The organism is Pseudorhodoferax soli, from assembly GCF_003337555.1.
Taxonomy (GTDB): domain Bacteria; phylum Pseudomonadota; class Gammaproteobacteria; order Burkholderiales; family Burkholderiaceae_C; genus Pseudorhodoferax; species Pseudorhodoferax soli.
Window position 1 is genome coordinate 369,192 of record NZ_QPJK01000003.1, and the last position, 17,120, is coordinate 386,311.

A 17,120-nucleotide genomic window follows, 5' to 3' on the forward strand; every position below is an offset into this window, starting at 1 on the left:
AGGAACCGCGTGATCACCGACTTCAAGAACAAGACCGCCGTGCTGACCGGCGCCGGCTCGGGCTTCGGCCTGGAATGCGCGCGCATCGGCGCCCGGCTGGGCATGCGCCTGGTGCTGGCCGATGTGCAGCAGGACGCGCTGGACCGCGCAGCGGCCGAAATGCAGGCGCTGGGCGCCGAGGTGCTGCCGTTGCGTGTGGATGTGTCCAAGGCAGAGCAGGTGCAGGCGCTGGGCACGGCCACGCTGGCGCGCTTCGGCGCGCCGCAACTGGTCTTCAACAACGCCGGGGTGGGGGCGGGCGGGCTGCTCTGGGAGAGCAGCGCGAGCGACTGGGAGTGGGTGTTCGGCGTCAATGTCATGGGCGTGGCCCATGGCGTGCGCGTGTTCACGCCGATGATGCTGGAGGCGGCCCAGGCCGACCCGGCCTGGCGTGGCCACATCGTCAACACCGCCAGCATGGCTGGCCTGCTGACGCCCCCCAACATGGGCATCTACAACGCCAGCAAGCACGCCGTGGTGGCGCTGACCGAGACGCTCTACCAGGACCTGGCGCTGGTCACCGAGCAGGTCAGCGCGTCGGTGCTGTGCCCGTACTTCGTGGCCACCGGCATCCACGCCAGTGAGCGCAACCGGCCAGCGGACCTCGCAGCCGGCGCCGCCACGCGCAGCAAGCAGGTCGGCCAGGCCATGATGGACAAGGCCGTCGGAGCCGGCAAGGTGTCGGCCGCCGAGGTGGCGCAGAAGGTCTTCGATGCGGTCGCCGCGGGGCAGTTCTACATCTACAGCCACCCGCGCGCCATCGGCGCGGTGCAGGTGCGCATGGAAGACATCCTGCAGCAGCGCAACCCGACCGACCCGTTTGCGCACAAGCCCGAGCTGGGCATGGAACTGCGCAAGGCCCTGCGCGGCTGAAGCCCCCGCCTCCCGGCTCAGTGGAGCCGGCGCGTGCGGTTCTGCTCGAACAGATCGACCTGCAGCACGGCGTCGTCGGTGCGCTCCAGAGAGGCCGTGTAGCGCGCCAGCTCGGCGTCCTCGATGAAGCTTGCGGAGGACGAGGCCGCCAGCAGCCGCTCGGCCGACTGGGGCCGCGCGATGGCGTAGCCCTGCACGTAGTCCACACCGATCTCCACCAGCGTGCGCACGGTTGCCAGGTCTTCCGCCCATTCCGCCACGGTGCGCATGCCCAGGTTGCGGCCCAGGTTGACGATGGCCTCGACGATGGCCACGTTGGCCGGGTGCTTGTTCATGTTGACGATGAAGCTGCCGTCGATCTTGAGCAGGTCCGCCGGCAGTTCCTTCAGGTAGGAGAAGGAGGTGTAGCCCGCGCCGAAGTCGTCCAGCGCCACCTTGGCACCGTAGCTGCGCACCTTGTCGATGAAGCGCCGCGTGTTGTCCAGGTCGTGCAGCGCCACGCTCTCGGTGATCTCGAAGCACAGGAAGCTCGCGACGTGGATGTTCTGCGCCAACAGGGTGTAGACGTCGTTCATGAACTTCTCGTCGTTGAGCGAGGCGCCCGACAGGTTCATGCAGACGAAGCGGGTGTTGCGCAGGCGCGTGAGGTGGGTGTTGAGCCAGGTCAGCGCGGCCGACAGCACCCAGCGGTCGATCACGCCCATGCGGCCGCTGTTTTCGCCAGCCGAGATGACGCGGTCGGTCGGCACCAGATTGCCATCCGGATCGCGCATGCGCAGCAGTACCTCGAAGTTCAACGAGGCGTGCGGCGCGGACAGCGACATGATGGGCTGCATCTGCAGGAACAGGCCCTCGGTGGCACGGCCACCCGACAGCCGTTCGACCAGTTGCAGTTCGGCATGGTGGTCCTGGAACGCCTGGGCGTTCTTCTCGTAGACCACCAGGCCTTCGTTGTGGCGCGTCTTGGCTTCGCGGCAGGCCCGGTCGGCGGTGGAGACGGCGTCCTTGAAGCGCGTGCCGGGGCTGACCTCGATCAGGCCGATGGAGCCGCGCACATGGAAGGCCTTGTCGCCCACGCGGTAGGGCGTGCCGCCGATGGCCGAGACGATGCCCTGGCAGATCACGGCGGCCAGCGGCATGCGCGTGTCGGGCATCAGGATCAGGAACTCGTCGCCCCCCATGCGGCCCAGCGCCATGCTGCCCGACAGCATGTTGCCCACGCGTGCGCAGACCTGCTGCAGCACCTCGTCGCCGGCGTTGTGGCCGAACAGGTCGTTGATGAGCTTGAAGCGGTCCAGGTCCAGGTAGGCCAGGGCGAGCGGATGGCTGGTGTCCATGCCGGCCAACGCGCGCTCGAGCTCGCGCTCGATGCCGCGGCGGTTGAGCACCTTGGTCAAGGCGTCGTTGTTGGCCATGAACTGCAATTCCTCGGTCGCGCGCGAGGAGTCGGTCACGTCCTGCAGCGAGCCTTCGACCTTCTCGCGTGCGCGGGCGGCCTTGACCAGGAAGCGCTTGTGCACGCCGCCGCCGTCCGGCTTGCGGCCACGCAGCTCCAGCGACACGTTGCCCTGGTTCTGCAGCAGCTGCAGCAACTGCAGCCAGGCGCCGTCGTGGAAATAGCGGTCCCAGTCTTCTCGGCCCGGTGCCAGCACATCGGTGCCCAGCATGGCGCGCAGGGCCGGGTTGGCACTCGTGAAGCGGCCCTGCAGGTCCAGCGTGAACAGGCCGATGGGCATGGCCTCGAAGGTGTGCTCCAGCTGGGCCTGGGCCTCCAGGCGCTGGTTGTGCTCCTGGCGCATCTGCTCGGCAATGGCCAGCGAGGCGAGCAGGCTGGACGACAGCGCGGCCGTGACGCTGTTGACCGCGCCGATCAGGCCGCGCATGCCGACCGCGGCCGACACCACCTCGTACAGGCTGGCGGCCAGCGTCACCGCCAGCGAGGCGCTGTACCACATGGCCACGCGCGAGCGCGTGCGGACCAGGATCTGCCCCAGCAGGAACACCGCGATGCAGGTGCCCACGCCGGTGGCGGCCCAGATATAGGGCAGCACCGTGGCGTAAGGCAGGAAGGCCGACATCACGAGCAACGGCGGCGCGGGCCACATGATGACGCGCAGCAGCGGTGTGTAGCCCACCTTGGCCAGGTCTTCACGGAACAGCTCGCGGAACAGCGTGGCCGTCAGCGTGTAGTACAGCGACATCGTGAACAGCCGCATGCGCGGCATCCATTCCGTCGGCACGGTCCGGCCCAGCCACTGGGCGTCCCAGCCGGCGGACAGTGCGCCCATGCGCAGGTTCACGAGCAGCCAGACTGCGAACAGCACGTACATGCCGCTGCGGTTGACCAGCGCCGTGGTCATCACGAACAGCGCCAGCACGATGAGGCCGCCATCCAGCAGGCCGGCGTTGCGGTGGAACTCGAAGCCGGAGTTGGCCAGGGCCGCAGTGGGCCACTGCAGCACGGTGATGCGCGCAGGCCCGACGAAATGGCTTTCGCAAAGCAGGGCGGCCGGCTTGCCAGCGGCGTCCAGCGGCATGGCGAAGCCGGCCTTGGCCGCAGACAGGTGGCCCTCGCTGGACGTGCGGCTGGCGCTGCCGAGCGGCTGCAATGTTGCGGCGTTCCAACAGCGCAGGTCGGTGGCGTGGCGGGAAGCGAACTCGATGCTGTCGGTGGCGGCATCCACCCGCTGATCGACCAGAGGGACCAGCAGCCAGAAAGCCGCCTCGGACAGCCGCGTGTCCTGCAGCACGACGGGGGAGGGCGCCGACTTGAGCAGCGCCAGTGCCTCCTGCGGCGACAGGCCGGGCTTGTCCACGGGCGCTTCGACCACCTGGAAGGACAGGCTGCGCGCACCCGCGCTGCCGTACTGGTTGGACCAGGACAGGAGCGCGAGCAGGCTCACCACCAGCAGCACAGCCGGCAGTGCATAGATCCCCATCGCATACAAGGCCTTGTCGAGACCTGTGTTCAGCCGAGAAAGCCGCAGCACGCTGCCGTTCATGTTGTTCTCAGTCCGCCAATTGCCCGAGCCGAGCCGGCATGGTGTAAGCCGGCCACAAATTGAAACAAATTATGAAGCTAATTCGGCGGCTGCTGAAACAAATCGCGCACTCCCCGGGCAAATCCGGGGGCCACTCCGGGCTTTTCTCACGCCCTTCCTGGCCTTTACATCTGCATCCGTGGCAGCGCTGCTGCCAGCGCTTGGGGCTTCAGCCCGTTGCGGGCGGCCGGCTGGCCCAGATCGATGTCCACATGGTCCGTGCGGAACACGAACTGGAAGAGTGGATGCTGCAGTTCGGCCCAGTGCTGCTCGGCGCCGCTGACCTCCAGGCACATGATGCGGTGTGGCAAATTGCCAACGTGGGCCAGCGGAACGTAGCCGAGTGCCGGGTCGACATCCGTGAACAGCAGCCGCTCGTACTGGCGGTCGATGGGCGTACGGGCCGTGATGACCATCCAGTCGATGCCCTGTTGCTGGCAATAGAGGAAGAATGCCTTGAACAGCACGGTCTTGACGGCCCGTCCTTGCGCCGGTTCGCCGACGCCCAGGCGGGTGGCCTCGGCCAGCGGGCTGTGCCGCATCCTGGGCGGCAGCGTCAGCGAGTGTTCCAGCGGCAGCGGCGCGAACGCATTGGTCTGGATGCGCATGGTGCCCAGCGGCGTGCCGTCGAGCTTGGATTCGGCCAGCAGCACGACGGTGCCGTCCATGGTGTCGTAGCTCTCGGGCAAGCGCAGGCTTTCGGCAAACGCCGGCACATGGCGGGCGTAGGCGCTGTGGCGCACATGCACGGCCTTGTGCAGGTCGGCCTCGGAACGCACCACGCGCACGCTGAAAGGCAGCCGCTCAGTCTGTGTCGGCAGGGCCAGCAGCTCTTGGGTGCGCGACCAGCCAGAAGGGGCCGACCGACCATGTTGTTCATTCAAATTCACAGCAATCCTCCCCCAGCTGGCCCGCGCTGCGACAACCGCCCGCCTGAACCCTCCGTTGACATGTGAATGAATGTAATTTTTCGTTTCAGCCAACAGAAGTCCCGGTTTGGCTGAAGCGCGTGTAGGTGTTTCGGAGACACGGACTTCCCTTGGATGGCGGGTCCGATCCGAGGCAGGGGCCTATGGCAAACTGCCGCCCCTTCTCCCTCTGCAACCGCTTCCCAGGATGCTCCAGAAAATCTTTCGCCAGCTCGCCGCCGAAATCAAGATCCGTGAAGACCAGGTCAAGGCGGCCGTCGACCTCCTCGACGGCGGCGCCACCGTGCCTTTCATCGCCCGCTACCGCAAGGAGGTCACCAATGGCCTGGACGACGTGCAGCTGCGCGAACTGGAGGCCCGCCTGGCCTACCTGCGCGAACTGGAGGACCGGCGCGAGGCCGTGCTCAAGAGCATCGAGGAGCAGGGCAAGCTGACCCCGCAGCTGCGCGCGGCGATCGAGGCCGCCGGCTCCAAGCAGGAGGTCGAGGACCTGTACCTGCCGTACAAGCTCAAGCGCCGCACCAAGGGCCAGATCGCCCGCGAGGCCGGCATCGAGCCGCTGGCCGACAAGCTGTTCGCCGACCCTCAGCTGGTGCCGGCGGACGAGGCCGTCGCCTTCGTCAAGGCGGAGAAGGGCGAGAACGGCGACGACTTCACGACCGTGCCCGCGGTGCTGGACGGCGTGCGCGACATCCTGTCCGAGCGCTGGGCCGAAGACGCCGCACTGGTGCGGGGGCTGCGCGCCTGGCTCTGGGACGAGGGCCTCTTGCAGAGCAAGCTGGCCGCCGGCAAGGACGAGAACAACGCCGACGTCGCCAAGTTCCGCGACTACTTCGACTACGACGAGCCGATCGGCCGCGTGCCCTCGCACCGCGCGCTGGCTGTGTTCCGCGGCCGCGCGCTGGACATTCTGGACGCCAAGCTGGTGCTGCCCGAGACCGACGCGGCGCCGGCCAAGCCCGGCCAGCCCGTGCCCAGCCTGGCCGAGGGCCGCATCGCGCTGCACCTGGGCTGGAGCCACCAGAGCCGTCCCTCGGACGATCTGCTGCGCAAGTGCGTGGCCTGGACCTGGCGCGTCAAGCTGAGCCTGTCGACCGAGCGCGACCTGTTCACGCGGCTGCGCGAGGACGCCGAGAAGGTCGCCATCAAGGTCTTCTCCGACAACCTGCGGGACCTGCTGCTGGCTGCACCGGCCGGCCCGCGCGTGGTGATGGGGCTGGACCCGGGCATCCGCACTGGCGTGAAGGTGGCGGTGGTCGACGCCACGGGCAAGCTGGTCGACACCTCGACGGTGTTCCCCCACGAGCCGCGGCGCGACTGGGAAGGCTCGCTGCACACCCTGGCACAGCTGTGCGTCAAACACGGGGTGAACCTGATCGCGATCGGCAACGGCACCGCCAGCCGCGAAACCGACAAACTGGCGGCCGACCTCATCAAGCGGCTGGAGAAGCTGGCGCCCGACGTGCAGCTGCAGCGCGTGGTGGTCAGCGAAGCCGGGGCATCGGTCTACTCGGCCAGCGAATTCGCCTCGCAGGAGATGCCCGACGTGGACGTGAGCCTGCGCGGCGCGGCCAGCATCGCGCGCCGTCTGCAGGACCCGCTGGCCGAGCTCGTCAAGATCGACCCCAAGTCGATCGGCGTGGGCCAGTACCAGCACGACGTGAACCAGGGCGAACTGGCGCGCACGCTGGAGGCCGTGGTCGAGGACTGTGTCAACGCCGTGGGCGTGGATCTCAACACCGCCAGCGTGCCACTGCTGTCGCGCGTCTCGGGCCTGTCGCCCAGCGTGGCCAAGGCCGTGGTGCGCTGGCGCGAGAGCCATGGCGCGTTCGCCAGCCGCCAGCAGCTGCTGGAAGTCAGCGGCCTGGGGCCCAAGACCTTCGAGCAGAGCGCAGGTTTCCTGCGCATCCGCGGCGGCGCCAACCCGCTGGACATGACCGGTGTGCACCCGGAAACCTACGCGGTGGTCGAGCGCATCCTCGAACGCGCCGGCAAGCCCGTGCAGGAACTCATGGGCCGCGCCGAGATGCTCAAGACGCTCAAGCCCGAGCTGTTCGCCAACGAGAAGTTCGGTGTCATCACCGTCAAGGACATCATGTCCGAACTGGAAAAGCCCGGCCGCGACCCGCGCCCGGACTTCAAGGTGGCCCGCTTCAACGACAACGTCGAGGACATCAAGGACCTGGTGGAAGGCATGCTGCTGGAGGGCACGGTCAGCAACGTGGCCGCCTTCGGCGCCTTTGTCGACCTGGGCGTGCACCAGGACGGGCTGGTCCACGTGAGCCAGCTGTCCAACAAGTTCGTCACCGATGCGCGCGAGGTCGTCAAGACCGGCGACATCGTCAAGGTCAAGGTGCTGGAAGTGGATGTTGCGCGCAAGCGCATCAGCCTGACCATGAAGCTCGACGCCACGCCGACGCGCCGCGATGCCCCGCGCGAGAACCGTTTCGAGCACGGCGGCGCGCGACAGCGCCACGGCGGCGGCGGTGGTCGGCAGGAGGCTGCGGCGCCCTCGGCCATGGCGTCCGCCTTCGCCAAGCTGCAGGCCGGCAAGCGCTGAAGCAGGGCGCACGCGGCAGGCAGACACCATGCAGGCGACCAGCGCCCAGACACCCGCTTCGCGCGACGCGGAGCTGCCCAGCAGCCCCAGGCTCATCGCGCTGCTGTTGACCGAACTGGCCCGGCCCGCGCCGGACCTGCGCCGCACCAGCCAGCTGTTTTGCGGCGATCCGGCGCTGGCCATGCGGCTGCTGCGGCTGGCCAATGCCGTGCACCGCGAGGACACCCGCGGCGTCATCAGCGTGGCGCAGGCACTGGCCCTGCTGCCGACCGAATCCTTGCGTCCGCTGGCCGAGGCCGCCGCGCGGGCCAGCGTGCCCAATGCCGTGCCGGGACTGTCGCTGCCGCAGTTCTGGCGCTTCAGCCTGCAGGTGGCCAAGCTCGCGCGCGCGCTGGCCGCCAGCGTGCGGCAGAACCAGGCCGTCGCCTATACCGCAGGCCTGCTGCATGCCGTGGGCGAGCTCGTGCTGCACGCCGCGGTGCAGGACGACATGGCCTCCGTCAACCTGGTCGCCGGCCTGTGCGACGTGCGCCGCGCCAAGCTGCAGCAGCGCATGCTGGACACCACCTATGCCGCGGCCGGTGCCACGCTGGCGCAGCAATGGCAGTTTCCCGGCCCTCTGGTCGATGCGCTGCGCTACCAGCTCGCGCCGTTCGAGAACGAGGTCTACGAGCCACTGGCCGGCTTGGTGCACCTGGCGGCCTGGCGCGTGCGCGCCCAGGAATCGCGCTACGACGAGCGTGCGCTGGCGACCAGTTTCCCGGGTGAAGTGGGCCTGGCCCTGGGCCTGGACATCGACATGGTGCTGCAGCAGGACCCGATCGACTGGGGCGGCGGTGGCCCCGTCCACATCTGATGCAAAAGAACCCCCAGGACCTGTTGACACCGACCATGCGCGGCGTGATCGAGCGCATGCACCGTGCCGCCCGCCCGCCGCTGCACAGCCTGCCGCCGGCACAGGCGCGCGCTGCCTATGCATTGGGCGCCGGCGTGCTGGACATCGCGCTGCGGCCGCTGGCGCGCGTGCAGGACCTGCTGCTGCCCACGCGTGACGGCGCCAGCCTGCCGGCGCGCCTGGTGGCACCCAGCGCCGCGGCACCGCTGCCGGTGCTGCTGTATTTGCATGGCGGCGGTTTCACCATCGGCTCGGTGGCCACGCACGACACGCTGTGCCGCGAACTGGCGTACCAGGCCGGCTGCGCCGTGCTGTCGCTGGACTACCGGCTCGCGCCCGAGCACCGTTTTCCGACCGCCCAGAACGACGCCTGGGATGCCTTGCAGTGGCTGGCCGCGCAGGGCGCGGCCCTGGGCCTGGACACCACGCGCCTAGCCGTCGGCGGCGACAGCGCTGGCGGCACGCTGGCCGCGGTCTGCGCCATCGCCGCGCGCGACGCAGGCCTGCCGCTGGCGCTGCAGCTGCTGTTCTATCCTGGCTGCGCGGCCTTCCAGGACACGCCCTCGCACCAGCGCTTCGCCGAAGGCTTCGTGCTCGAGTCCGCCAGCATCGACTGGTTCTTCGACCAGGTGCAGCCCGACCGGGCGGCGCGGGCAGACTGGCGTTTCGCGCCGCTCAACGCGCCCGATGTCGATGGCGTGGCGCCCGCCTGGATCGGCCTGGCGGAATGCGACCCGCTGGTCGACGAGGGCGTTCTCTATGCCGACAAGCTGCGTGCGGCCGGCGTGGCGGTGGACCTGGAGATCTACCGCGGCGTGGTACACGAGTTCATCAAGATGGGCCGCGCCATTCCACAGGCGCGGCTGGCCCATGCCGACGCGGCGCGCGCGCTCGCCATCGCATTGCAGACCGCAGGAGACACCGCATGAAACGCCAGGACTTTCGCTTCTTTCACCGCCTGCGCGTGCGCTGGGTCGAGGTGGACATGCAGAAGATCGTCTTCAACGGTCACTACCTCATGTACTTCGACACGGCGGTCACAGCGTACTGGCGTGCGCTGGCGCTGCCCTACGAAGAAGGTTTCGCGGCGCTGGGCGGCGAGCTCTACGTCAAGAAGGCAACCGTGGAGTACCACGCCTCGGCGCGCAACGACGATCAGCTCGACGTGGCGCTCAAGTGCGAGCACGTGGGCCGCAGCTCGATGCGTTTCGTCGGCGGGGTCTTCCGCGGCAACCAGCTGCTGGTCACGGGCGAACTGGTCTATGTGTTCGCCGACCCGACGGAGCAGAAGTCGCGCCCGGTGCCGGACGCGCTGCGGGCGCTGCTGCTGGACTACGAGGCCGGCCAGCGCGTGACGCAACTGCGGCTGAACAGCTGGGACGCGCTGCAGGCCGACGCACGCCGCGTGCGCACCGAGGTCTTCATCGAAGAGCAGGGCATCGCGCGCGAAGATGAGTGGGACGAAGCCGACGCCGCGGCCGTGCACGCAGTGCTCTACAACCGGCTGGACCAGCCATTGGCCACAGGGCGCTTGCTGCAGCACGCCCCTGGCGTGGCCAAGATCGGCCGCATGGCCGTGCGCCACATGCTGCGCGGCGCGAACCTGGGCGCCGAGATCCTGCAGGCCCTGGTGCAGGCCGCAGCCGCGCGCGGCGACCACGAGGTCGTGCTGCACGCCCAGCGCAGCGCCGAGGGCTTCTACCGCCGGCTCGGCTTCGCGGTGCGCGGCGAGCCCTTCGACGAAGTGGGCATCGCCCACGTCGAGATGGTGCTGCCGCTTCCGGCTCAGAAGCTGTGAATGAACCGTTCGCGGCCACGACGGGGTGCGCCGGGCCACAGGCGTAGGCGCAGGCCGCCGCCCGGGCTCGTGCCCGGGCAAGGCCTGCAACGCCCGCATGTGGCCCGGCGCACCCCGGCCCGAAGGGCCAGGCCCTGGACGCGGCGATGGTGCTGGAGAACACGGGTCATCGGGCTTGGCGTGGTCGTGAGGGGTTCGTTCACAGCTTCTCAGACGTCGGCCAGCAGCGCGTAGGGCAGGGGCTGCAGTTGCAGGGCAGGGCCGGCGGCGCTGCCGGCACGCAGCTGGCCAGCCTCGGCCGCGGCGATCTGCACCGAGACGAGCGCGTCCCAGCCGCCAACGGGGTTGGCCGCAGCCTGCACCACCGTGCCGGTGGGCTGCTCCGCATCGCTGGCCTGGAATACCTCCTGGCCCGGCGCGAGTTCTGCAGCGGCATGCACGAGGTAGGCCCGGCGCTTGAGCGTGCCGCGGAACTGGCTGCGCGCAACGATCTCCTGGCCCGGGTAGCAGCCCTTCTTGAAACTCACGCCGCCAACCGACTCGTAGTTCAGCATCTGCGGCACCAAGACCTCGAACAAGGGCTGCGTGATCAGCACCACGCCGCTGCGCACCTCGGACAGTTGCCAATCCGCCAGCGACAGTGCCGGCGCCGATGCCACCGCGTCGGGCAGGGCAGCGTCCACAGGCAGCACCAGCAACGCGCGCGGCTGGCCGTCGGCCGGATGCAGCGCCACCGCCACTCCGCCGGCCACCTCTCGGCGGTGCCAGGGCGCAGGCTCGCCGTCCAGCAGCGTGGCGGCGGTGGAGCCCAGGGCGCCCAGCAGCTGGAACTCCCCGGTTGCATCGCGCAGCTTGGCCTTGGCGCGCATCACGAACATCGACAGGCGCTTGAGCGTGGGCGCCAGCAAATCGCGCGCGCAGACGAGCAGCACCTGCCCATCGGTCCAGTGCAGGCCGACGAAGCTGGCCTGCATGCGGCCCTTGGGCGAGCAGAACGCCGCGAGGCGGGCCTGGTCGGGCGCCACGAGCACGAAATCCTGGGTCAGCTGGCTGTGCAGGAACTTGGCGGCTTCCTCGCCCTGGACGGCGATCACGCCCAGGTGCGTCAGCGGCGCGAGGCCATTGCGGCTTTCGGGATTGGGGTGCATGGGCTGAATTATCATGGCCGGCTCTTGTTCTCCTGGCTTGTAGGGCTGCTGTGCGTCGTGCGCTGATGGTGTTGTTGGTGTTGGCCTGCGCGGCGGCGGCGGGTGGCTGGTGGTGGCTGGACCAGCCCCTGCGGTTGTCCCGCGCGCCGGTGGAATTGAACGTTGCGCCCGGCACCAGCGCGCGCGCCATCGCCAGCGCTGCCACCGAGGCCGGCGTGCAGGCACCGGACTGGGCCTTGTTCGGCTGGTTCCGGCTGTCGGGCCAGTCGCGCCTGATCAAGGCCGGCAGCTACGAGTTCGCGCCCGGCACGACGCCGCGCACGCTGCTGGACAAGCTGGTCCGCGGCGAACAAGCCCTGCGCGCGGTCACCTTCGTGGAAGGCTGGACCTTCCGCCAAATGCGCCAGGCCCTGGCAAAGGCCGATCGCATCAAGGCCGACAGCCGCACGCTCGACGATGCGGCGGTGATGGCCGCGCTGGGCCGGCCCGGCATCGCGCCCGAGGGCCGTTTCTTCCCAGACACCTACAGCTACGCCAAGGGCAGCAGTGACCTGGCGGTGCTGCGCCAGGCCCTGCAGGCCATGGACAAGCAGCTGGACGCGGCCTGGTCGCAGCGCCTGCCGGGCGTGGCGCTCAAGACGCCCGAGCAGGCCCTGGTGCTGGCCAGCATCGTCGAGAAGGAGACGGGCCATGGCGAGGACCGTTCCGACATCTCCGCCGTCTTCCACAACCGCTTGCGCATCGGCATGTTGCTGCAGACCGACCCGACTGTGATCTATGGCTTGGGCGAGCGCTTCGACGGCAACCTGCGCCGCAGCGACCTGCGCACCGACACGCCCTTCAACACCTACACACGGCCCGGCCTGCCGCCCACGCCGATCGCGATGCCCGGCGCGCGCTCGCTGCTGGCGGCCGTGCAGCCTTCCGATTCCAAGGCCTTGTACTTCGTGGCGCGCGGCGATGGCACCAGCCATTTCAGCCAATCGCTGGACGAGCACAACCGCGCCGTCAACCGTTACATACGCGGGCGTTGAGCCACATGCAGACACCACGCGGACTCTTCATCAGCTTCGAAGGCATCGACGGGGCGGGCAAGTCCAGCCACATCGCGGCGCTCGCGGATGCCTTCCGTGCCCAGGGGCGCACCGTCACGCAGACGCGCGAGCCCGGCGGCACGCCCGTGGCCGAGCGGCTGCGCGAACTGGTGCTGCACGAGGACATGGATGCGCTGACCGAAGCGCTGCTGGTGTTCGCCGGCCGGCGCGACCACCTGCGGCGCGTGATCGAACCGGCACTTGCGCGGGGCGAGGTGGTGCTGTGCGACCGCTTCACCGACGCCACCTTCGCCTACCAGGGCGCCGGCCGCGGCTTCGATACAGGCGTGCTGGCTTCGCTCGAACAGTGGGTGCAGGGCGACGAGCGCCAGCCGGCCGGGCAGCTGCGCCAGCCTGACATGACGCTGTGGTTCGAGCTGGCGCCCGAGGTGGCGGCGCAGCGGCTGGCCGCGGCGCGCGCACCGGACCGATTCGAGGCCGAGCCCGCCGCCTTCTTCGCCCGCGTGCACGCGGGCTATGCACAGCGTGCCGAAGCGGCGCCCGCGCGCTTCGTGCGCATCGCGGCCGATGCCACACGGCATGCGGTCTGGCAGCAGATCACCGCGGCCATGGTGCGGCGCGGCTGGCTGGCCATCATGGTGGCCGCGCAGGCGGGGCCGCGATGAGTGCCGCGCCGGCTCGCCCCAGGCCAGTTCTCCGCTGCCCGGCCGGACAGGCCGCAGGCCCACAGGTGCCCCGATGAGCCTGGCGCCCTGGTTGCAACGCCAACGCACCAGCTTGCTGGCCCAGCGGGGCCATGCCTGGCTGCTCCACGGGCCCTCTGGCCTGGGCCAGTACGAGCTGGCACTGGAGCTGGCGCGGGCCTGGCTGTGCGAGCGCGCGGACGGGCAGGGCGCCTGTGGCGCCTGTGGCAGCTGCCACGCCATCGATGTCCGAGCCCATGCCGACCTGTGCGTGCTGTTGCCCGAGGTGGAAATGCTGGCCCTGGGCTGGCCGCTGGACGAGAAGGCCCAGGCCGAGATCGACGACAAGAAGCGCAAGGCCAGCCGCGAGATCCGCGTCGAGGCCATGCGCACAGCGGTGGAGTTCGGGCAGCGGACCAGTGCCCGGGGACGGGGCAAGGCGGTCCTGGTGTTTCCGGCCGAACGCATGAACACCATCAGCGCGAACGCCTTGCTCAAGACGCTGGAGGAACCGCCCGGCGATGTGCGCTTCGTGCTGGCGACAGGCGCAGCGCACCTGCTCCTGCCCACCATCCGCAGCCGCTGCATGGGCCACCAGATGGCCTGGCCTGCGCCGCAGGAGGCCCAGGACTGGCTGCAGGCGCAGGACGGCGTCGTGGCGGCCGACGTCCCGGTGCTGCTGGCGGCCGCCGGTGGCCGGCCCGAAGAGGCCCTGCGCATGCACGAGGCCGGCCGCAGTGCGCGCGCCTGGAGCGCCCTGCCGCAGGCACTGGCGCGCGGCGACATGGGGGCGGTCAGCGGCCTGGCGCCCGTCGAGCTCATCGATGCCATGCAAAAGCTCTGCCACGACCTGCTGCGCGTGGGGCAGGGCGCTGCACCGCGCTTCTTCGCAGGCGCTGACCTGCCGCCGCCGGCGCGGATTGATGCCTTGCTGCAATGGTCGCGCAAGCTGCAGGACAGCGCCCGGATCGCCGAGCACCCCTTGAACGCCGGCCTGATGCTGGAGTCGCTCGTTACGCTGGCGAAAAGCGCCCTAAACTCGCGCTCACCATGAGCAGTCCCGCCCCGGCACCGCGCCCCAGCGTCATCCAGCTGGCGATCAAGGAAAAAGCCGCCCTGTACGCGGCCTACATTCCCTTGTTCGCCGAAGGCGGCATGTTCATCCCCACCTCGCGCGAGTACCAGCTCGGTGACGACGTCTATGTGCTGCTGTCGCTGCCGGAAGACCCGCAGCGCTACCCGATCGCCGGGCGCGTGGCGTGGGTCACGCCTTCGCGCGCGTCGGGCAACCGGACGCAGGGCGTGGGCATCCAGTTCCCCCGGGACGAGAAGTCGCGCCAGCTCAAGGAAAAGATCGAGGACCTGCTGAGCGGGCATCTCATGTCCGATCGGCCCACCCAAACCGTTTGATACGCACGCCGGCCGCGCGCCGGCGCTGCCCCGCGCATGTACACCGATTCGCATTGCCACCTGAGCGACCCCCAGCTGCTGGCCCGGTTGCCGCAGATTCTTGACGACATGGCCGCCGCGCAGGTCGACCGCGCGATGTGCATCTGCACCACACTGGAAGAGTTCGAGACCGTCCACGGGATCGCCATGGCGCACCCGCAGATCTGGGCGACCGTGGGCGTGCATCCCGACGAAGAGGATGTGCAGGAGCCCGGCCTGGACGACTTGCTGACCCGCGGCCGCCTGCCCCGTGTGCTGGCGATCGGCGAGACCGGCCTGGATTACTACCGTCTGGGCGAGCGCAGCGTGGCCGATGTGCAGTGGCAGCGCGAGCGCTTTCGCACCCACATCCTGGCCGCGCAGCACCTCGGCAAGCCGCTGGTCATCCACACCCGCGCCGCTTCGGACGACACGCTGGCGATCCTGCGGGAGCAGGGCGAGGATGGCTCGGGCGGGGCCGCCGGTGGCGTGTTCCACTGCTTCACCGAGACCGAAGCAGTGGCCCGTGCGGCGCTGGACCTGGGTTTCTACATCTCACTGTCCGGAATCATCACCTTCAAGAACGCGCAAGACCTGCGCGACATCGCAGGCTTCGTCCCGCTGGACCGCCTGCTGATCGAAACCGACAGCCCGTATCTGGCGCCGATACCGCACCGGGGCAAGACCAACCAGCCCGCCTGGGTGCCACATGTCGCGGCCCAGATCGCGGCGGTGCGCGGTTTGGCCGTAGAGGCGGTCGCCGCGCAGACCAGCGCCAACTTCGACGCACTTTTCCGGCCGGAGGCGGCATGACGATGGATGTGCAACGCCGGCGCTGCATGGCCGTTTTGCTGCTGGGCGCAGCGGGCATGGCGACTGCGGGCTCGTACGACGACTTCTTCGCCGCCATTGCCGCGGACGATGCGGCGGCCGTGGTGAATCTGCTGCGGCGCGGCTTTGACCCCAACACGCGTGACCCGAACGGCCAGCACGGCCTGTACCTTGCCATCCGTGCGCGGTCGTCCCGCGTGACGCAGGCCTTGATCGATTGGCCGAAGACCGAGGTCGAATCGCTGAACAAGGCCGACGAGAGCCCCCTGATGGCGGCGGCGCTGGATGGCCAACTGGAACTCTGCAAGAAGCTGATTGCCCGCGGCGCGGCTGTCAACAAGACGGGCTGGGCACCGTTGCACTACGCCGCGACCAGCGGGCACGTGGAGGTGATGCGCCTCCTGCTCGAGGAGCATGCCTTCATCGACGCGGAATCACCGAACAGAACCACGCCCTTGATGATGGCTGCGCGCTACGGCAGCCAGGAGGCGACGAGGCTGTTGCTGCAGGAAGGCGCGGAGCCCCTGCTGAAGAACGAACAAGGCATGACCGCCATCGATTTTGCGAACTCTGTCAACCGGGCCGATGTTGCGAAGCTCATCGGAGATGCGGTGCGACAACGTCAGCCCAGAGGAAAGTGGTGAGAATTGCTGACGAACGGCTGACGGGTGACTGACGCGGTTCTCCAGACCATTTCCGCAGCGTACGACCTATAGTCGCGGCTGTTTGAACCGTGTCGGAAGGCAATGAACACTCCTGAGCACCATTTGACGGCGGTCTACCTCCTCGCAACAAGCATTCTTGTGCCGCTGGTGATCGTGAGCGTGTGGCGCTACTTGGCGAGACGCCAGTACCGCAAGGCGCAGGAGGCCATGCGCCGTGGCAACCAGTTGCACCGCAAGTGGCTGGAAGGCAAGCGAGCCGACCGGGAGCGGGCCGGGGAAGGTTGACGGCGGCTGCTCAGGGGCGCGCCGTTGGGCACTGATTCACCTCGCAACGAAACCGGTTGACTTTATACGATGTATATTATGTCAATAAACGGCGGCCAATAAAAGCAGGATTCATATCCTGCTCTGCTTCAGTTGCGGTGGATCAGCAGCGTCTCATAGACATAGTTCTGCAACAAGGCCTGGTGCGTGGCGTCGATGTCGAGGAAGTTGATGCCGTAGGTGTAGACGGTATAGAACGCCCCGCCGTCGGGCGCCGTACCGACAGCCTGCTGCACGCTGCGGATGGAGGCCGTCGTGGAAATGCCGACTTCCTCGTTCTGCGACTGAACAAGAACGGAGAAGCTGATCTCGATGGCGTCCCCGACCGCTCCCAACGGATTGGGCGTCGACACCAGTGCACCTGACAAACTGATGTCCGAGAGCGTCGCCTCTTTCACCAGTTCGCGGTTCGTCGGATTGACCACCCGCACCGGAATGTTGGCCTTGACGCGCACCGCCTTGCGCAACCCGACCTTCTGGATGTTCGTCGGAAACGACAGCAGCATGAAGGGCCGCGGTTTGCTGAGCACGGCCTCGATGCGCGCATCGAACGTGAACACCGACACCCCGGAAAAGACGCGGAGCGCGACCTCCGTTCCGGCGGCCGTTTCGACGGGCTTGCCATCTTGCTGCGGCACTTGCATCAGAAGATAGTCGTCTGCGACAAAGCCGATCAGCGATGTGTACTGCACCGTGGGACTGCTCGCCTGCTTTGGCATGATTTGCAGGCGGACGCCAACCTGCAGGTTCATGTCCTCGAACTCGATCTTTGCCTTTTTACTCATCTCGATGTGGAAATTTGGGTGGAGCCGCCTGAGACCGCCTTGCACCGCCATCTGTTCAAAAACCAC

16 protein-coding genes are annotated in these 17,120 nt (G+C 68.5%); 12 read left to right on the forward strand and 4 right to left on the reverse strand.

Going from position 1 to position 17,120, the window contains the following annotated elements:
* The first annotated feature begins 9 nt into the window (after positions 1 to 9).
* Entirely contained in the window at positions 10 to 912 is a 903-nt protein-coding gene (locus DES41_RS13375; protein ID WP_114468140.1) for an SDR family oxidoreductase, read from the forward strand.
* A gap of 17 nt (positions 913 to 929) precedes the next feature.
* Here the strand turns inward: DES41_RS13375 and DES41_RS13380 are convergent, their stop codons facing one another.
* On the reverse strand, positions 930 to 3,914 hold the full coding sequence (locus tag DES41_RS13380; RefSeq protein WP_114468141.1) for an EAL domain-containing protein: 2,985 nt from the start codon (positions 3,912 to 3,914) through the stop codon (positions 930 to 932).
* Between the two features lie 164 nt (positions 3,915 to 4,078).
* The gene (locus tag DES41_RS13385) at positions 4,079 to 4,843 is read right to left on the reverse strand and encodes an N-acyl amino acid synthase FeeM domain-containing protein (RefSeq protein WP_114468142.1); all 765 of its coding nucleotides are present in this window, start codon (positions 4,841 to 4,843) and stop codon (positions 4,079 to 4,081) included.
* 226 nt (positions 4,844 to 5,069) lie between these two features.
* On the opposite strand from DES41_RS13385, the gene DES41_RS13390 reads away from it, so the two are divergent.
* Genes DES41_RS13390 through DES41_RS13405 form a run of 4 tightly spaced genes read left to right on the forward strand, consistent with a single transcriptional unit; the run spans position 5,070 to position 10,135 of the window.
* Positions 5,070 to 7,442 carry a Tex family protein gene (locus tag DES41_RS13390; RefSeq protein WP_114468143.1) on the forward strand — a complete coding sequence of 791 codons (2,373 nt, stop codon included), beginning with the start codon at positions 5,070 to 5,072 and terminating at the stop codon, positions 7,440 to 7,442.
* 28 nt (positions 7,443 to 7,470) lie between these two features.
* Positions 7,471 to 8,298: an HDOD domain-containing protein gene (locus DES41_RS13395; RefSeq protein ID WP_114468144.1), complete on the forward strand. Its 828-nt coding sequence runs from the start codon at positions 7,471 to 7,473 to the stop codon at positions 8,296 to 8,298.
* Positions 8,298 to 9,266 (forward strand): alpha/beta hydrolase, encoded by a 969-nt coding sequence (locus DES41_RS13400; RefSeq protein WP_245965687.1) that lies wholly within the window; start codon positions 8,298 to 8,300, stop codon positions 9,264 to 9,266. Before DES41_RS13395 ends, DES41_RS13400 begins: the two co-directional genes overlap by 1 nt.
* Positions 9,263 to 10,135 carry a YbgC/FadM family acyl-CoA thioesterase gene (locus tag DES41_RS13405; protein ID WP_114468146.1) on the forward strand — a complete coding sequence of 291 codons (873 nt, stop codon included), beginning with the start codon at positions 9,263 to 9,265 and terminating at the stop codon, positions 10,133 to 10,135. The genes DES41_RS13400 and DES41_RS13405 overlap by 4 nt, the downstream gene beginning before the upstream one ends.
* A 209-nt stretch (positions 10,136 to 10,344) precedes the next feature.
* Here DES41_RS13405 and ygfZ read toward each other — a convergent pair whose 3' ends face one another.
* Entirely contained in the window at positions 10,345 to 11,283 is a 939-nt protein-coding gene (gene ygfZ / locus DES41_RS13410) for a CAF17-like 4Fe-4S cluster assembly/insertion protein YgfZ (protein WP_211332968.1), read from the reverse strand.
* Positions 11,284 to 11,348: 65 nt separating this feature from the next.
* Between ygfZ and mltG the strand changes: the two genes are divergently transcribed.
* The 7 genes from mltG (at position 11,349) to DES41_RS13445 (ending at position 16,230) form a co-directional block, all read left to right on the forward strand.
* Positions 11,349 to 12,317 carry an endolytic transglycosylase MltG gene (gene mltG / locus DES41_RS13415; RefSeq protein ID WP_114468148.1) on the forward strand — a complete coding sequence of 323 codons (969 nt, stop codon included), beginning with the start codon at positions 11,349 to 11,351 and terminating at the stop codon, positions 12,315 to 12,317.
* A gap of 5 nt (positions 12,318 to 12,322) precedes the next feature.
* Positions 12,323 to 13,003 carry a dTMP kinase gene (tmk, locus tag DES41_RS13420; RefSeq protein ID WP_114468149.1) on the forward strand — a complete coding sequence of 227 codons (681 nt, stop codon included), beginning with the start codon at positions 12,323 to 12,325 and terminating at the stop codon, positions 13,001 to 13,003.
* Between the two features lie 73 nt (positions 13,004 to 13,076).
* Positions 13,077 to 14,075 (forward strand): DNA polymerase III subunit delta', encoded by a 999-nt coding sequence (locus DES41_RS13425; RefSeq protein WP_114468150.1) that lies wholly within the window; start codon positions 13,077 to 13,079, stop codon positions 14,073 to 14,075.
* Positions 14,072 to 14,431 (forward strand): PilZ domain-containing protein, encoded by a 360-nt coding sequence (locus DES41_RS13430; RefSeq protein ID WP_056660337.1) that lies wholly within the window; start codon positions 14,072 to 14,074, stop codon positions 14,429 to 14,431. The genes DES41_RS13425 and DES41_RS13430 overlap by 4 nt, the downstream gene beginning before the upstream one ends.
* Positions 14,432 to 14,467: 36 nt before the next feature.
* Positions 14,468 to 15,262, forward strand: a complete 795-nt coding sequence (locus DES41_RS13435; RefSeq protein WP_114468151.1) for a TatD family hydrolase — start codon at positions 14,468 to 14,470, stop codon at positions 15,260 to 15,262.
* A gap of 2 nt (positions 15,263 to 15,264) precedes the next feature.
* Complete coding sequence (locus DES41_RS13440) at positions 15,265 to 15,924, forward strand: ankyrin repeat domain-containing protein (RefSeq protein WP_114468152.1); 660 nt, start codon at positions 15,265 to 15,267, stop codon at positions 15,922 to 15,924.
* A 102-nt stretch (positions 15,925 to 16,026) separates the two neighbouring features.
* The gene (locus DES41_RS13445; protein WP_114468153.1) at positions 16,027 to 16,230 is read left to right on the forward strand and encodes a hypothetical protein; all 204 of its coding nucleotides are present in this window, start codon (positions 16,027 to 16,029) and stop codon (positions 16,228 to 16,230) included.
* A 128-nt stretch (positions 16,231 to 16,358) separates the two neighbouring features.
* On the opposite strand, the gene DES41_RS13450 is transcribed toward DES41_RS13445, so the two are convergent.
* The gene (locus tag DES41_RS13450; RefSeq protein WP_147282849.1) at positions 16,359 to 17,120 is read right to left on the reverse strand and encodes a flagellar brake protein; all 762 of its coding nucleotides are present in this window, start codon (positions 17,118 to 17,120) and stop codon (positions 16,359 to 16,361) included.

Excerpts from the sequence above, each read along its gene's own strand:
- DES41_RS13395 (WP_114468144.1), top strand. The coding sequence starts at position 7,471 with ATGCAGGCGACCAGCGCCCAGACACCCGCTTCGCGCGACGCGGAGCTG.
- DES41_RS13380 (WP_114468141.1), bottom strand. The coding sequence starts at position 3,914 with ATGAACGGCAGCGTGCTGCGGCTTTCTCGGCTGAACACAGGTCTCGAC.
- mltG (WP_114468148.1), top strand. The coding sequence starts at position 11,349 with ATGGTGTTGTTGGTGTTGGCCTGCGCGGCGGCGGCGGGTGGCTGGTGG.
- DES41_RS13405 (WP_114468146.1), top strand. The coding sequence starts at position 9,263 with ATGAAACGCCAGGACTTTCGCTTCTTTCACCGCCTGCGCGTGCGCTGG.
- DES41_RS13445 (WP_114468153.1), top strand. The coding sequence starts at position 16,027 with ATGAACACTCCTGAGCACCATTTGACGGCGGTCTACCTCCTCGCAACA.
- DES41_RS13440 (WP_114468152.1), top strand. The coding sequence starts at position 15,265 with ATGGATGTGCAACGCCGGCGCTGCATGGCCGTTTTGCTGCTGGGCGCA.
- ygfZ (WP_211332968.1), bottom strand. The coding sequence starts at position 11,283 with ATGCACCCCAATCCCGAAAGCCGCAATGGCCTCGCGCCGCTGACGCAC.
- DES41_RS13430 (WP_056660337.1), top strand. The coding sequence starts at position 14,072 with ATGAGCAGTCCCGCCCCGGCACCGCGCCCCAGCGTCATCCAGCTGGCG.
- tmk (WP_114468149.1), top strand. The coding sequence starts at position 12,323 with ATGCAGACACCACGCGGACTCTTCATCAGCTTCGAAGGCATCGACGGG.
- DES41_RS13400 (WP_245965687.1), top strand. The coding sequence starts at position 8,298 with ATGCAAAAGAACCCCCAGGACCTGTTGACACCGACCATGCGCGGCGTG.
- DES41_RS13425 (WP_114468150.1), top strand. The coding sequence starts at position 13,077 with ATGAGCCTGGCGCCCTGGTTGCAACGCCAACGCACCAGCTTGCTGGCC.
- DES41_RS13390 (WP_114468143.1), top strand. The coding sequence starts at position 5,070 with ATGCTCCAGAAAATCTTTCGCCAGCTCGCCGCCGAAATCAAGATCCGT.
- DES41_RS13435 (WP_114468151.1), top strand. The coding sequence starts at position 14,468 with ATGTACACCGATTCGCATTGCCACCTGAGCGACCCCCAGCTGCTGGCC.